This window comes from Flavobacterium sp. (assembly GCF_027484205.1).
GTDB lineage: Bacteria > Bacteroidota > Bacteroidia > Flavobacteriales > Flavobacteriaceae > Flavobacterium.
Map to the genome: position 1 here is coordinate 339,358 of NZ_JAIXUB010000026.1, position 14,241 is coordinate 353,598.

General features: G+C 31.4%; 15 protein-coding genes. 7 read left to right on the forward strand and 8 right to left on the reverse strand.

Annotation, left to right across the window (positions count from 1 at the left end; genetic code table 11):
- The first annotated feature begins 10 nt into the window (after positions 1-10).
- The 3 genes from Q0049_RS15500 (at position 11) to Q0049_RS15510 (ending at position 2,060) form a co-directional block, all read left to right on the forward strand.
- A complete protein-coding gene (locus Q0049_RS15500; protein WP_298121784.1) occupies positions 11-472 on the forward strand; it encodes a hypothetical protein in 462 nt (153 codons plus the stop codon).
- A 214-nt stretch (positions 473-686) separates the two neighbouring features.
- On the forward strand, positions 687-1,217 hold the full coding sequence (locus Q0049_RS15505) for a hypothetical protein (RefSeq protein WP_298121786.1): 531 nt from the start codon (positions 687-689) through the stop codon (positions 1,215-1,217).
- Between the two features lie 111 nt (positions 1,218-1,328).
- Positions 1,329-2,060, forward strand: a complete 732-nt coding sequence (locus tag Q0049_RS15510; RefSeq protein WP_298121789.1) for a M949_RS01915 family surface polysaccharide biosynthesis protein — start codon at positions 1,329-1,331, stop codon at positions 2,058-2,060.
- A 176-nt stretch (positions 2,061-2,236) separates the two neighbouring features.
- On the opposite strand, the gene Q0049_RS15515 is transcribed toward Q0049_RS15510, so the two are convergent.
- A complete protein-coding gene (locus Q0049_RS15515; RefSeq protein WP_298121790.1) occupies positions 2,237-2,638 on the reverse strand; it encodes an excinuclease ABC subunit B in 402 nt (133 codons plus the stop codon).
- A gap of 53 nt (positions 2,639-2,691) precedes the next feature.
- Here Q0049_RS15515 and Q0049_RS15520 point away from each other — a divergent pair, with 53 nt between their 5' ends.
- The 3 genes from Q0049_RS15520 to Q0049_RS15530 all read left to right on the forward strand — a co-directional run bounded on the left by Q0049_RS15520 (position 2,692) and on the right by Q0049_RS15530 (position 4,293).
- Positions 2,692-3,501 carry an alpha/beta hydrolase-fold protein gene (locus tag Q0049_RS15520; RefSeq protein ID WP_298121934.1) on the forward strand — a complete coding sequence of 270 codons (810 nt, stop codon included), beginning with the start codon at positions 2,692-2,694 and terminating at the stop codon, positions 3,499-3,501.
- A gap of 60 nt (positions 3,502-3,561) precedes the next feature.
- The gene (locus Q0049_RS15525; protein WP_298121792.1) at positions 3,562-4,002 is read left to right on the forward strand and encodes a DUF1456 family protein; all 441 of its coding nucleotides are present in this window, start codon (positions 3,562-3,564) and stop codon (positions 4,000-4,002) included.
- Positions 4,003-4,098: 96 nt separating this feature from the next.
- A complete protein-coding gene (locus Q0049_RS15530) occupies positions 4,099-4,293 on the forward strand; it encodes a DUF2892 domain-containing protein (protein WP_298121795.1) in 195 nt (64 codons plus the stop codon).
- Positions 4,294-4,368: 75 nt separating this feature from the next.
- On the opposite strand, the gene sucC is transcribed toward Q0049_RS15530, so the two are convergent.
- Entirely contained in the window at positions 4,369-5,562 is a 1,194-nt protein-coding gene (gene sucC, locus Q0049_RS15535; RefSeq protein ID WP_298121798.1) for an ADP-forming succinate--CoA ligase subunit beta, read from the reverse strand.
- A gap of 420 nt (positions 5,563-5,982) precedes the next feature.
- Here sucC and lysA point away from each other — a divergent pair, with 420 nt between their 5' ends.
- Positions 5,983-7,188 carry a diaminopimelate decarboxylase gene (gene lysA / locus Q0049_RS15540; protein ID WP_298121801.1) on the forward strand — a complete coding sequence of 402 codons (1,206 nt, stop codon included), beginning with the start codon at positions 5,983-5,985 and terminating at the stop codon, positions 7,186-7,188.
- 55 nt (positions 7,189-7,243) lie between these two features.
- Here lysA and pafA read toward each other — a convergent pair whose 3' ends face one another.
- The 6 genes from pafA to Q0049_RS15570 all read right to left on the reverse strand — a co-directional run bounded on the left by pafA (position 7,244) and on the right by Q0049_RS15570 (position 14,142).
- Complete coding sequence (gene pafA / locus Q0049_RS15545; RefSeq protein WP_298121803.1) at positions 7,244-8,860, reverse strand: alkaline phosphatase PafA; 1,617 nt, start codon at positions 8,858-8,860, stop codon at positions 7,244-7,246.
- A gap of 124 nt (positions 8,861-8,984) precedes the next feature.
- Positions 8,985-9,470 carry a hypothetical protein gene (locus Q0049_RS15550; RefSeq protein ID WP_298121806.1) on the reverse strand — a complete coding sequence of 162 codons (486 nt, stop codon included), beginning with the start codon at positions 9,468-9,470 and terminating at the stop codon, positions 8,985-8,987.
- A 28-nt stretch (positions 9,471-9,498) separates the two neighbouring features.
- On the reverse strand, positions 9,499-10,437 hold the full coding sequence (locus Q0049_RS15555) for a nitronate monooxygenase (RefSeq protein WP_298121809.1): 939 nt from the start codon (positions 10,435-10,437) through the stop codon (positions 9,499-9,501).
- Positions 10,438-10,459: 22 nt separating this feature from the next.
- Positions 10,460-12,091, reverse strand: coding sequence for a S8 family serine peptidase (locus Q0049_RS15560; protein WP_298121812.1), 1,632 nt, complete (start codon positions 12,089-12,091; stop codon positions 10,460-10,462).
- 55 nt (positions 12,092-12,146) lie between these two features.
- Positions 12,147-13,334, reverse strand: a complete 1,188-nt coding sequence (gene mnmA, locus Q0049_RS15565; RefSeq protein ID WP_298121814.1) for a tRNA 2-thiouridine(34) synthase MnmA — start codon at positions 13,332-13,334, stop codon at positions 12,147-12,149.
- A gap of 100 nt (positions 13,335-13,434) precedes the next feature.
- Positions 13,435-14,142: a hypothetical protein gene (locus tag Q0049_RS15570; RefSeq protein ID WP_298121816.1), complete on the reverse strand. Its 708-nt coding sequence runs from the start codon at positions 14,140-14,142 to the stop codon at positions 13,435-13,437.
- Positions 14,143-14,241 lie beyond the last annotated feature (99 nt).

A 14,241-nucleotide genomic window follows, 5' to 3' on the forward strand; every position in this document is an offset into this window, starting at 1 on the left:
ATAATTTAAAATGAAGACATTAAAACAAATATTTGTTGAATTCGAAATTGGAGAAATTTATCCAGAAAATTTACCTCATGAAATAATCAATATTCTTGAATCAACAGACCAAAATGATTTTATCATAAAAATAACAAACCTTTACAAACCTACAAGAGCAGATATATTAGAATATTTATATCCTGCATTCGGTATAACTGAAAAAGAAAAATTATCAAAAAAAGAAAAATTAGTTTTACTTATAAATAGGTGGATAAATAATAAATTGGAAACTAAAACATTACATGACAGAATTCATTATTTTGGATTAGAAGACACTCTAAATACTGAATCGTTTGATTACTTTATACGTAATCTATCAATGTCCGCAAGTGGAAATTGGGTTCCCGGAGATGAATGGGATTGGACAATTGAAAACATTGAAAAAGATTTAAAAGCGATTGAAAATAGGTATTATGAATTTATTATATAAACTGTTGCTTACTGCCATTACAAGAAATGGCAAAGCACGAGATTCATTCAAAATCAAAAAAGGTTTTTAATTTATAGTTTTGTTTATATTTGTGAAGCTATACTATGATCCAAAAAGTGTTTCTTACAAACCTCAACAAGAGGAGATGCAATCTAAAAACTTAACAAATTCTAAATTGAAATAGTACTATTCAAAATTTAATAAAATAAACATAATGAGATATCTATATTTAGTCAAAGTAATTTTATTAACCATGCTTTTTGTTGGATGTAGTAGTGATGAATCTAATCAATCACAAGAAAATTTTTTAACTATCAATGGTGTTAAACAGTCACTAACAAACCAAGCTGGTGTTAATATATATTTTAATGGCGGAGGTTTTACTTTCGCACCACAAACAGGAAATACTGTTACCGTGTACGATATGGTAAATATAATTGATCCGGATCAAATATATCTTCCAAATTTCAATAGTCCTGATTTTTCCAATTCTCTACACTTGCGATTTATAACTGCTGCAGAAACCAACTCAGGAAATCATACCACTGTTAATGGTTCTTTAATAGAAATTAATTCAAATGATGTGATTGCTGAATGCTTTACCAATGATGAAACACAATCTGTTTACGCTCAGGAGAATCAAAAGATATTTATTGAAAAATCTCCAAATATAATTCTAATCAAATTTACAAACGTTCGTTTTGGTACAAACGTAATGAGTGGGCGCTTTAAAATTAATTACTAATAAAGTCATCTCATAACAGTTTTTTCAAGAAATGATATCATCAAATTTGTTTATAAATTCATAGTATTGATTCATCTTAACCTTAAACACAAATTCTTAAGTAGCAATCCCATGAAAAAAACCTTTATACTTTTTCTACTTTTTGTTTTTACTTTTTCAAATGGTCAAACGAAAAATCATATAGAGAAATTTAAAAACCTAGAACCAGATGTTTGGTTGAGTATTTGGGATAAGACAAATTCAGAGAAATCATTAAAAATTGATTCGCTTTATTATGATGACATTCCAAAATATCTAGAGTTTAAAGGAACCGTTGTAGAAGCTTTAAAATGGACCGACGCTTTAGGTGAAAATATACTTATCCAAACCGTTACTGGTGAATTCAAATGGAAAGAATATGAAACCAATCAATCCGATTTTACTTTACAAGACAAATCAGAACTATACACGTACTTATTCCGAAAAAGCAATTCCGAAAGTGAGTTCAGTCGCGTTTGGAGAATGTATGATTTTAATAAGTGTTATGGTGTAGATTGGTTCACTGGTTTTATTCCAAAAGCAACCACAATAACCGATTTAGATAAGGACGGAATTGCAGAAATTGCTATACCTTATGTACTTATTTGCCGTGGCGGAATGGATCCAGGTGAAATGAAAATCATCCTATATGAAGACAACACCAAGTACGCTTTGAGAGGTTCAACGATGCTATTTTGCGAAACAAAAACACCTTCTGGAGGCAAATTTGAAGCAAGCGAAAACTTAAAAACAACGCCACTTTTCTTAGACTTTTTACAAAAACGTTGGAACACTCACAAATGTGAAAACGAGAGATTTTATTAAAAAAGAAATAAAAAAATTAATTAAATTGAGTTCTAAATAAGCTTTAAAAATTTAGACACAAATTACACGAATTTACACGAATAGTAATCTTACTACTTATATTCAATTTGTGTAAATTCGTGCAATTCGTGTAAAAAAAATATCTGTTTATTTGACTGTTATATATTGAAATCAAGTTAATTATGCTGCTCTTGAAAAACTTCCAATAAATAATCGGGCGAAACCATTCGTGTAGGCGATTTTTCCATTGCTTTCAATACTCGCTTGATTGCAAACGGATTCAATCCCATATTGATGCCAATTTCGTGGATTTTAATTTGTTCTCTTTCGTGCAAAACGCCATCGCAATGCATCAAAAGTGCCAATCTATAAAACTGCTGAATGCGTTCAAACTCACTTTTAATGATTTCACTTCGGTTTTCTTCATGAAAAAGTTGTTTCAACTCGTCTTTGCTTACGCCAAGTTCTATAGCAATTATCGAAAGAAACATGTATTCTCTATCGTGCAATTCTCCATCAACAATTGCAAACGCAATCATGTCTGCTAATAAACTTAATTTTTGTTCCTTAGTGTTCATCAAAATGATTATTTTTAGCTAAAATATAATTATTTGTTAAATTCTAAAAATTAATTCGCTTGAAATTCATTTTAACCTTTTTATTTGGAGTCATTTTTTGCAGTTCAAATGCTCAAAATAGCACAGCCAGCAAGCAAGTTTCGTCTTTTTTAATAGAAGCACCACAATTAAATACGACGAAGAAAATTTGGGTGTATTTACCAAAAAACTATGATAGTAATTCAAAGAAAAAATACCCTGTCATTTACATGCACGACGGTCAAAACCTATTTGATGCCAAAACATCCTACGTTGGTGAATGGAATGTTGATGAAACTTTAGACAGCATTTCGGCACAAGTAATCGTCATCGGAATCGAACACGGCAACGAAAAACGTATGGAAGAACTAACGCCTTTCAAGCACGAAAAATACGGTGGCGGAAATGCTGATAATTACTTAGATTTTATTGTTCAAACACTGAAACCTTACGTTGACAAAAACTACAAAACCAAAACAAATGCAAATAACACAGCTCTTTTTGGAAGTTCTTTAGGCGGATTGGTCTCTTTTTATGGAGCATTAAAATATCCTAAAATCTTTGGAAAAGTAGGTTGCTTCTCGCCTTCTTTTTGGTTCAACAGAAAAGAAATTTTTGAACTGATGCGAAAAGCAAAAAATTTTAAAACCAAAATCTATTTTCTCTGTGGCGACAATGAAGGCGATGACGATATGGTTCGCGATTTAGATAATATGGAATTTGAAATTGATAGCAAACGTTGCCATTGTAAAAACTTAAACAAAAAGATTATAGTCAAAGGCGGACAACACAACGAAAAATTATGGCGCGAAGGTTTCAAAAAAGCGTATCTTTGGCTGTTCTAAAGCTGGAAGACTGAAGTTGGAAGTTGGAAGAATAAAACAAAATATTTAATAAAGTAAAAAATGAACAACAACGATATTTTCAAAAAACTACGTGTAGCATTAATGCTTCGTGATGACCAAATAGAAGAAATCTTAAAATTAGTAGATTTCAGAATGTCTAAAGGTGAAATTGGTAATTTCTTTAGAAATGCTGATCATCCAAAATTTGTGGAATGTGGCGACCAAGTATTGCGTAATTTCCTAAACGGATTAGTAATTCACTTGCGTGGAACAAAAGAAAATCCGAAGAATCCTATGGATGTCATTGCAATTCACAAAAAAGAAGCACAACCAAAAGAATTTAAAAAACCAGAAGGAACTGCTCCAAAAAAAGAGTTTAAGCCAGGCGATTTTAAGAAAAATCCAGCATCTAAACCTAAATTTGCTGCTAAAAAACCGGTAAAGAGAGTTGAAATTGTAGAAAAAGTACAATACAAAAACGGTAAGAATAAAAAGGATTAAATATAGATATGTAACTTATGTAACAAAGTATTTATTTTATAAAGCGTACCTTTATCATATAATAATCAACTAAACAATTAGTTATGAAAAAAAAATATGGGTACAGCAGATAAAATAATCCGATTGATTATTGCTGCAGTGTTAGCTTTCTTATTCTACAACGGAACAATTACTGGAATTTTAGGAATCGTAGCTGTCGTAGCAGCAACGGTTTTTGCCCTAACAAGTTTAGTAAATTTCTGTCCGTTATATACTTTATTAGGAATCAATACTTGTTCGATAAAAAAATAAAAAGTACTAAACAAAAAAATCCCGAGCATTAAACTCGGGATTTTTACTTCGTATATCGTACTTCGTATTTCTAACTTATGAAAGTGCTTTCTGAACTTGGTCAGCAGCTTCTTGAAATTGAACAGCAGATAAAATTGGCATACCTGAATTATCGATTAATTCTTTTGCAATTTCTGCATTTGTTCCTTGTAATCTTACGATGATTGGCACTTTGATTGCGTCACCCATATTTTTGTAAGCATCAACAACTCCTTGAGCAACACGATCACAACGAACGATTCCACCAAAGATGTTAATCAAAATTGCTTTTACGTTTGGATCTTTTAAGATAATTCTAAAAGCTAATTCCACACGTTTTGCATCAGCTGTTCCACCAACGTCTAAGAAATTTGCTGGTTCAAAACCTGCATATTTAATTAAATCCATTGTTGCCATTGCTAATCCTGCTCCGTTTACCATACAACCTACAGTTCCGTCAAGGTCAACATAGTTTAATCCTGCTTCTTTAGCTTCAACTTCAATTGGATTTTCTTCTCTAACGTCACGCATTTCAGCATATTTCGGCTGACGGTATAATGCGTTATCATCAATATTTACTTTGGCATCAACTGCCATTATTTTATTATCAGATGTTTTTAAAACTGGATTAATTTCAAACATTGACGCATCAGAACCAATGTAAGCATTGTACAATGAGTCAACAAATTTCACCATTTCTTTAAAAGCATTTCCAGAAAGACCTAAGTTAAAAGCAACTCTTCTTGCTTGAAAACCTTGTAATCCTACTTGTGGATCAATTTCTTCAGTAAAAATTAAATGAGGTGTGTGTTCTGCAACTTCTTCAATATCCATTCCACCTTCAGTAGAATACATAATCATGTTTCTTCCTGTAGCTCTGTTTAAAAGAACTGACATATAGAATTCAGAAGTTTCACTTTCACCTGGATAATACACATCTTCAGCAATCAAAACTTTGTGAACCGTTTTTCCTTCTGGTGGAGTTTGCGGCGTAATCAATTGCATTCCTATGATTTTCTCAGAAATTTCAGTTACTTGTTCTAAGTTTTTAGCCAACTTAACACCGCCACCTTTTCCTCTTCCACCTGCGTGAATTTGAGCTTTGATAACATACCATTGCGTACCAGTTTCAGTAGTCAATTGTTTTGCAGCAGCAACAGCTTCTACAGGATTATTAGCAACAATTCCACGTTGAACGCGTACACCGTATTTTGCTAGAATTTCTTTACCTTGATATTCGTGTATATTCATAAGTATTAGTTTGTCGTTTAAAAAGTTTGACAAAAGTAATTAAATAGAATGAAACCTAAAAGAAATGTATATCAATTTAGTAACTTTATTTTAGTTTATTTTCATCAACAGCTATAATAAGTTTTGAAGCGAAAGGTTTGAGAATTCTTGTTGTCCATTTTCCTGCTATTCGCTATATTTTTACACCTGTCAGGTTTCAAAAACCTGACAGGTGTAAAAGATACCGCTTCTATCAGGGCTAGTTTGTTATGGTATTGAAAAAAAATCAGTACAAAAAATAACAATTTCGTAGAAATAACGAATCAGTTTGAAATCCATATTTGATAAACTATCTTTGCAAAAGTTAACAATTAAAAGTTGAAAATACTTGATAGTAAACTTTTAATCACATAAACTTTTAAACTTTTAAAATAAAAAATCATGCAACCAAAAGAGTTACTTACGCTTGCCGAGGAATTTGGCAGTCCGTTGTACGTTTACGACGCTACAACCATTGAGCATCAGTATAACCGTTTGACAGCTGCATTTTCAAAGGTGGAAAACCTACGAATTAATTATGCGATGAAAGCTTTGTCAAACATTTCGATTTTGAAGTTGCTAAAGAAATGCGGTTCTGGTTTAGACACCGTTTCTTTTCAAGAAGTGCAACTGGGTTTACATGCTGGTTTCACTCCTGATAAAATTATTTTTACACCAAATGGCGTTTCATTTGAAGAAATTGAAGAAGTTGCAAAATTAGGCGTTCAAATCAATATTGATAATCTTTCGGTTTTAGAACATTTTGGAGCAAAATATCCAAAAGTTCCTGTTTGCATTCGGATCAATCCGCACGTTATGGCTGGTGGAAACGAAAATATTTCTGTTGGACATATAGATAGTAAATTTGGTATTTCAATTTATCAAATTCCACATGTTTTGAGAATCGTTGAAAATACAGGAATGCACATCAACGGAATTCACATGCACACAGGTTCCGATATTTTAGATATCGAAGTTTTCCTTTATGCTGCCGAAATTCTGTTTGATGCTGCTAAACAATTTAAAGAACTGGATTTTCTAGATTTTGGTTCAGGTTTCAAAGTGCCGTACAAAAAAGGCGATATTGAAACTAACATTGAAGAATTAGGTAAAAAACTAACCAAACGTTTTTTAGCTTTCGAAAAAGAATATGGAAGAACGTTGACTTTAGCTTTCGAACCTGGAAAATTCTTGGTGAGTGAAGCTGGATTTTTCTTAGCTAAAGTAAATGTCGTAAAACAAACAACCTCAACGGTTTTTGCAGGAATTGACAGTGGTTTTAATCATTTAATCCGACCAATGTTTTATGGTTCGCAACACATGATTGAAAATATTTCTAACCCAAAAGGAAAAGAACGTTTTTACACCGTTGTAGGCTACATCTGCGAAACCGATACTTTTGCTAACAACAGAAGAATTGCCGAAATAAAAGAAGGTGATATTTTATGCTTCAAGAATGCTGGAGCTTATTGTTTTTCTATGTCATCCAACTATAACTCGCGTTTTAAACCAGCCGAAGTTTTATGGAAAGATGGAAAAGGTCATTTAATAAGTAAAAGAGAAACTTTTGAAGATTTGATTAAAAATCAGGTTGAAGTTGAAATCTAACCAAACAAAATATTTTTAATAAAAAATCCACTAAAATTTAGTGGATTTTTTATTACTATTTTTTAGTAAACAGTTCGGTTAAAACTTCGCTTTTTGTACTGTTTGGCATCGTAATTTTGAGTAATTGTGATACAGTTGGAGCAATTTGAGTAATCACTTTTTTATCATGTGAAGCTCCATTTTTAATGTGCCAACCATAAAAAATTACAGGAACGTGAGTATCATAAGAATATGGCGAACCATGTGTTGTTCCTGTTATTCCATATTCCATGTAACCTGGTTTGTAAACAAAATACAATTCACCGTTTTGAGTTGGATCAAATCCTTTTGAAATAAATCCAAGCAATTCATCATTTGGTGAAGAGGCTAAAATTTCTTCTTCAGTATAAACACGTTTTACATATTCTTTTGTGTAAAGAAAATCTTTGAATGATTGTTTTACCTTAATAAAATCTAACGCTTTAGATTTTATTAAATCTTTATCAAAAAACACATTGAAGCTGTCATACTTTAAAATTAAATCTTCACCAAAAGTAGCTTTTGAAAACTCTTTCAAATCGCTCGAAACGTTTTTATAATTGATATTGTTAACTTGATATTTATTGTCTTTTAAATGCGTAACATTTTCTGCACCAGCATGATCCGCAGTTAAGAAAACCAAGTAATTATCTTTACCTACGGTTGCATCTAAATAATTTAAGAACTCCGCAATAGTTTCATCTAATCGTAAATAAGTATCTTGAATTTCAATAGAACGAGGTCCAAAATTGTGACCAATATAATCTGTAGAAGAAAAACTAATAGCAAGAAAATCAGTAATTTCATCTTTACCTAATGCTTCTTTTTCGATAGCTCTTTTGGCAAAATCGCAAACTAGATTGTTTCCATAAGGACTAACTCTTAAAACACCAGGATCATTATTTTCAAGCATTTCCTTCATATTATAAGGAAAGAAAGGTGTTTTTTTATACAATTTTCCTTCATAAGGATTGTCATCTGGAAGACTTTCATTGTAAGTTGAAATTGGCTTTAATAAACCCCAACCTTTATTAGCATAAGTGATGTAATTTTTTTCTTTATTAAAATCATCAGCCCAAGAAGGAAGTTTTTCACCATAGTAAGAGCTCGAAATAAATTCGCCAGTTTTTGTGTACCAAAATGCCCAATCAGCAAAATGTCCTGCTGGAAGAATGGCACCTCTATCTTTAATACTAATTCCAATAACTTTTCCTTTAAAATTAGTAGCCAATTTCAATTCGTCTGTAATAGTAGTGCTTTGTAAATTTCTTGGAGACATTTTCCCTTCGGTTTCTGTTCCAGGAACTAATGTTGAAACTGTTGCATCATCTGTACAATAAACTTCTTTTTTTAAAGTTCTGTGAAACCATTCGTTACCCACAATTCCGTGCATTGACGGTGTTGTTCCTGTATAAACAGAAGCATGTCCTGGCGCAGTGTAAGTTGGCATATAATTATAATGTGCGTTATGAAAAGTATAACCTTTGTTCATCAATCGTTTGAAACCATTTTCAGAAAAATCACTTTCAAATCGATATAAATATTCCATTTTCATTTGATCGACAACAATTCCTACCACTAATTTTGGACGTTCTTGCGATTGAATTTTTAATGATATAAAAGAAAGAAAAACTAAAAGTAACAACTTTTTCATAGAAGAATAATTTGTGCAAAAGTAAGTATTCTTTAACTAAATGTATTAAAAATAAGTTGAAGAAATGATTAAATAAAAAAAGGCAAAGAGTTTTCTTTGCCTTTTTTATATTTCGATAACTTATTTATTTTACAATAGTAATTTCTCTGCCTGTAATTCCATCAGGAGTAATTACATCCCATACTAATTCGTCGTTTAACCATAGCTTTTGGCACACCACATAGTCAACATTGTTTTCACTTCCTCTATCAAATTGCGCTTTTAAAGTATCTGTGTCTGTTTCATTCCATTTTACATAGGTAATAGGAAATTGTTCGTTTTCTGAATGATTAAGAGTTAGTGCCATACAAATAGGTGAAGTCTCATAATTGATAAAGAAACCTCTTGGGTTATCCATATTAGTATCATAAACTTCTGTTGAAACTCCATCAATCAAATGATAAATTCTATAATTCTCAGATAAAAAATTAGAAGTATTTATCAAGTTTTTATTTTCTAAATCTTTTAGATAGATTGAAACACTTGCATCTAAATTTGCGGCTGTTGGTTTATCATCATTATTACAAGAAGAAATAAACATTATTACAAGTAATACAATTAATTTTTTCATACTCTTTTTTTAGAAAATATAATAATTTCTACATTAAAATTACATCTTTCTTAGCCATTTCAAACTCTTCAACAATTTCTTTTATAATGGTTTCAACAGGTTTGATATCATGAATTAGTCCAGCTATTTGACCTATTTCTAGTTCGCCTTCCACTAAATCGCCTTCAAACATGCCTCGTTTTGCTCTACGTTTTCCTAATAAATTTTCTAAATCTTCTTTCGTAGGACATTTTGCATACAACTCTTGAACATCATTGTAAAACTTATTTTTAATCAAACGTACTGGAGCTAATTCCTTTAAGGTCAATTGGGTTTCACCTTCGCCTGTTTCAATAACCGTTTTTTTGAAATTATCATGTGCAGAACTTTCTGTTGAAGCAACAAAACGACTACCCATTTGAACACCATCAGCACCAAGTACCATTGCAGCTAACATTCCACGACCAGTAGCAATTCCTCCAGCCGCAATTAGTGGAATTGAAATATTTTCCTTTACCATTGGAATTAAAGTTAATGTAGTAGTTTCCTCTCTTCCATTATGTCCGCCAGCTTCAAATCCTTCAGCAACAACTGCATCAACACCAGCTTCTTGCGCTTTTAAAGCAAATTTAGAACTACTAACTACATGAACAACAGTAATTCCTTTTTCTTTCAAAAAAGAAGTCCATGTCTTGGGATTTCCAGCAGAGGTAAAAACAATCTTTACTCCTTCTTCAATAATAATCTGGATTATTTCTTCAATATTTGGATACAACATTGGAACATTTACTCCAAAAGGTTTATCAGTTGCTTTTTTGCATTTTTGAATGTGTTCTCTCAAAACATCAGGATACATAGAACCTGCGCCAATTAAACCTAAACCTCCAGCATTACTCACTGCACTTGCTAATTTGTAACCTGAATTCCAAATCATTCCGCCTTGAATAATTGGGTATTTTATATTGAAAAGTTGGGTAATTCTATTCATTTTCTGCTGAAATTATTCAGTATTATTTTTTTATGATTTTTCCCGTAAACTCTTTATTTGACGTAGTTACTTTATAAAAATAAACTCCTGAATTTAATTGTTCTAATGAAATTGTAGCGATAGAATTCATATCATCTTTTTCTAAAACACTTTGACCTAAAGCATTGTAAATTTGAATTTTTGCACCATTAATCAAATTAGAAAATGTAAAGGTTATTAGATTCTCAGTTGGATTTGGGTAAACAAAAATTTCATTAGAAGGAAAATTTTCTACAGAAAGCAAACCAGCATTCAATGCAGCTTGAAAATCAGGAATTCCGTAACCATATTGTGCATTTGGAGTTGTGAATTTATCTGCAGATTGTTTAATAAGGGTAACGATTTGTTGATTTGTCAAACTTGGAAGTGCTTGCCACAAACATGCCACAACTCCTGAAGTTATTGGACAAGAAAAGGAAGTTCCACTAGCTGTAACAACATTTCCTGAGGTATTTGCAAGCACAGAAGCTTGACCTTGAGCCATAATATCAGGTTTGATTCTTCCATCAAAAGATGGACCAATCGAACTAAAACTGGCATATACTTCGTTTGCCTGAACTGCTCCAATTGCTAAAACATTAGTTGCTTCTGCTGGAACACCAACACGATCTAAAGGCGAAGGACTTCCTCCTGAATTTCCGGCACTTGCTAAAACGATAATTCCTTTACTGAAAGCAATGTTCGCTCCTTTTGAAGCAAATGCATTATTTCCGGTAAAATCATCATAATTATGACTATAAAATGAATTATCATACTCATAATATCCTAATGATGAAGTGATTATATCAACACCAAGTCTATCGGCTTCTTCTGCGGCTTCAACCCAATAGCTTTCTTCAACAGGATTTTCTGAAATTACATCTTCTGTTACAAATAAATAATATTTAGCATCAGGAGCAGTTCCAACCAATTGATTTTCAACATATCCACCCATGCAAGATAAAACCATAGTACCATGATTATGTAAACTGTAAACATCGGCACTTTGACTCACATAATTATAACCACCAAGAATTGAATTATTATCAAAAAGACGTTGAAAAGGTGATGCAGTGTTCACATTTATAAATCCTGAATCTAAAACAGCAATGATTTTTCCCGTTCCTGTATAGCTAGCTTGGTGCAATAAATGTCCGTTAAGCATTTGAATTTGATTGGCAGAATTTCCATATAAAAATGTGGTTTCTACATCCATATTTTTATTAACCAACTGATTTTTGCTTGCGCTTTTAGGTTGAGAAATTCTTCCTGCGGTGTTCAAGGCATCATTTGCAAAAGTAATATGATCAACAAATGAAAGTGATGTTAATGCATTAATATTTGCAACTGTTCCTCTAATGTGAAGACAATTCAACCATTTTGATTTTGCTTTTACTGTAATTCCTGTAGCAGTCGTAATTTGATCTATGTAAGGCTGATGAATTGGAACGTCATTAACATTCAATGCAATTCCTTGAGCTGTTCGTCTGTCTAATGCTCTTTGAGTGAGCATTGATAATGGATTACTTAAAAAGGTTGCTGAATTTGGTTTATCTATAAAATAAACCCATGCATCTTCTTGAGAAAATCCTGAAAACGAAACTAATAATAAAAAAATGAGTAGTGTTTTTTTCATAACATTTAAAATTTGGAGTTATCAAAAATACGAAAAAAATAATACAAAACTTTACTTAGGATATTACTCCTGAACCAATTAATTCTTCATCATTATAAAAAGCAACAAATTGACCTTCAGTTATTGCAGATTGCGGATTTTCAAATGCAACATATAAACCACTTTCAAATTGATGTAGTGTCGCATTTTGTAATTCTTGTCGGTAACGAATTCTTGCAATGACTTCCATTGATTGACCATTTTGAAGTTTTAAATCTTCTCTAATCCAATGAATTTCATCTGATTGTACTTTCAAAGCTTTTCTAAACAAGCCCTGATGATTACTGCCTTGTCCTGTGTATATTGAATTGGTTTTTACATCAGTTGCAATAATGAAAAGTGCTTCTTTTGTTCCACCAACGTTTAATCCTTTTCGTTGCCCAATTGTAAAATAATGTGCTCCTTGATGTTTTCCAACTACTTTTCCATTATCAGGAATATATTTGATTGGTGTTGATTCATAAACTAATTCCTCTTCAATCGAATTGAATGTTGGTTTTACTTTACTATAAACTTCATCAGCAGCAGAAACTTCATAAATTAGACCTTCTTTTGGCTGAAGTTGTTGTTGCAAAAATTCAGGTAAACGAACTTTACCAATGAAACATAAACCTTGTGAATCTTTCTTTTCAGCAGTTACTAAATCAAGTTTCATTGCTATTTCACGAACTTGAGGTTTTGTTAATTCACCAATTGGAAATAGTGATTTTGATAATTGTTCTTGCGATAATTGACAAAGAAAATACGATTGATCTTTATTGTCATCTTTACCAGAAAGTAATTGATATACTGGCTTTCCGTCAACCATGATTTCACCTTTTCTACAATAATGTCCTGTTGCAACAAAATCAGCTCCAAGTGAAAGAGCAATTTTCATAAAAACATCAAATTTTATTTCTCTGTTGCATAAAACATCAGGATTAGGAGTTCTTCCATTTTCATATTCTTTGAACATGTAGTCAACAATTTTTTCTTTGTATTGCTCACTTAAATCAACCGTTTGAAAAGGAATTCCGAGTTTTTCTGCAACTAAAAGCGCATCGTTACTGTCTTCTAACCATGGACATTCATTTGAAATTGTTACTGAATCATCGTGCCAATTTTTCATAAAAAGTCCAATTACTTCATAACCTTGCTCTTTTAAAAGATAAGCAGCAACACTTGAATCTACACCACCAGAAAGTCCAACGACAACACGTTTCATTTTATTTTTTTTTGAAATGCAAATTTACATTTTTAAAAATAAAAAAAGTATATGTTTCAATCGCTAAAACATATACTTCTGTAACTTATTTCTATTATTCCTATTTTGGTTCTTGAGTGATTGGCTTTTTTACAAATTTTCGCTGTTTTGGTTTACTCATGTTTTCAGTTACTAATTTTCCATTTTTAAGGAATTGCCAATTGCCTTCTTTTTTACCTTTTACATAATTACCTTTTGAAACAACTTCATTTTTGGCATTTCTAAAAGTAGATAATCCTTCAAAAACATCTTTTTTATAATTTATTTCTTCAAGTACAACTCCATTTTCAGCATATTTTTTATAAATTCCTTCTTTCAAACCATCTTTATATGTCGTTTCCTCAGCAATGGTATTGTCTTTATAAAATACTTTTCTAACTCCATCGAGTTTTCCATTTTTATAATTTTCAAGAGTCATAATATTAGGTGATTCAAAATGATAATACTTCCATTCACCTTCATGAACTTTATTTACAAGTTTTCCTTCGCTTACTTTTGAACCTCTTTGATTATAGAATATTGTATAACAAGAATTCTCTTTTACATTAAAATCTCTTGTTGCAATTACTGTTCCTGCTTTTGTGTCATCAAAAAATTTAAATAATCCTGTTTCCTTTCCATGTTCAAAAGTTCCTTCATATCGTGGTCTTTTTGATTCTTCATAAACACCTTTCCACAAACCATGCTTTAAACCTTTATCATCAAGTTTATTAATTTCTTGAGCAAAATTTGAAAAGGTTATAAAAAATAACATAAAAAAATACTTCATATACTTTGTTTTAATAAATCTATTTACAAAAATAATTCCAAAATAATAAACGTAATCTACTTTTAGATATTGTACTGACAAAAGTACATTAAGTTTTGT

What these genes read in the sequence shown, in the direction of transcription:
- pafA (WP_298121803.1), bottom strand. Translation starts at nt 8,860, where the DNA reads ATGAAAAAGTTGTTACTTTTAGTTTTTCTTTCTTTTATATCATTAAAA.
- sucC (WP_298121798.1), bottom strand. Translation starts at nt 5,562, where the DNA reads ATGAATATACACGAATATCAAGGTAAAGAAATTCTAGCAAAATACGGT.
- Q0049_RS15515 (WP_298121790.1), bottom strand. Translation starts at nt 2,638, where the DNA reads ATGAACACTAAGGAACAAAAATTAAGTTTATTAGCAGACATGATTGCG.
- Q0049_RS15500 (WP_298121784.1), top strand. Translation starts at nt 11, where the DNA reads ATGAAGACATTAAAACAAATATTTGTTGAATTCGAAATTGGAGAAATT.
- Q0049_RS15530 (WP_298121795.1), top strand. Translation starts at nt 4,099, where the DNA reads ATGGGTACAGCAGATAAAATAATCCGATTGATTATTGCTGCAGTGTTA.
- Q0049_RS15505 (WP_298121786.1), top strand. Translation starts at nt 687, where the DNA reads ATGAGATATCTATATTTAGTCAAAGTAATTTTATTAACCATGCTTTTT.
- Q0049_RS15525 (WP_298121792.1), top strand. Translation starts at nt 3,562, where the DNA reads ATGAACAACAACGATATTTTCAAAAAACTACGTGTAGCATTAATGCTT.
- Q0049_RS15550 (WP_298121806.1), bottom strand. Translation starts at nt 9,470, where the DNA reads ATGAAAAAATTAATTGTATTACTTGTAATAATGTTTATTTCTTCTTGT.
- Q0049_RS15555 (WP_298121809.1), bottom strand. Translation starts at nt 10,437, where the DNA reads ATGAATAGAATTACCCAACTTTTCAATATAAAATACCCAATTATTCAA.
- mnmA (WP_298121814.1), bottom strand. Translation starts at nt 13,334, where the DNA reads ATGAAACGTGTTGTCGTTGGACTTTCTGGTGGTGTAGATTCAAGTGTT.
- Q0049_RS15560 (WP_298121812.1), bottom strand. Translation starts at nt 12,091, where the DNA reads ATGAAAAAAACACTACTCATTTTTTTATTATTAGTTTCGTTTTCAGGA.
- lysA (WP_298121801.1), top strand. Translation starts at nt 5,983, where the DNA reads ATGCAACCAAAAGAGTTACTTACGCTTGCCGAGGAATTTGGCAGTCCG.
- Q0049_RS15570 (WP_298121816.1), bottom strand. Translation starts at nt 14,142, where the DNA reads ATGAAGTATTTTTTTATGTTATTTTTTATAACCTTTTCAAATTTTGCT.
- Q0049_RS15510 (WP_298121789.1), top strand. Translation starts at nt 1,329, where the DNA reads ATGAAAAAAACCTTTATACTTTTTCTACTTTTTGTTTTTACTTTTTCA.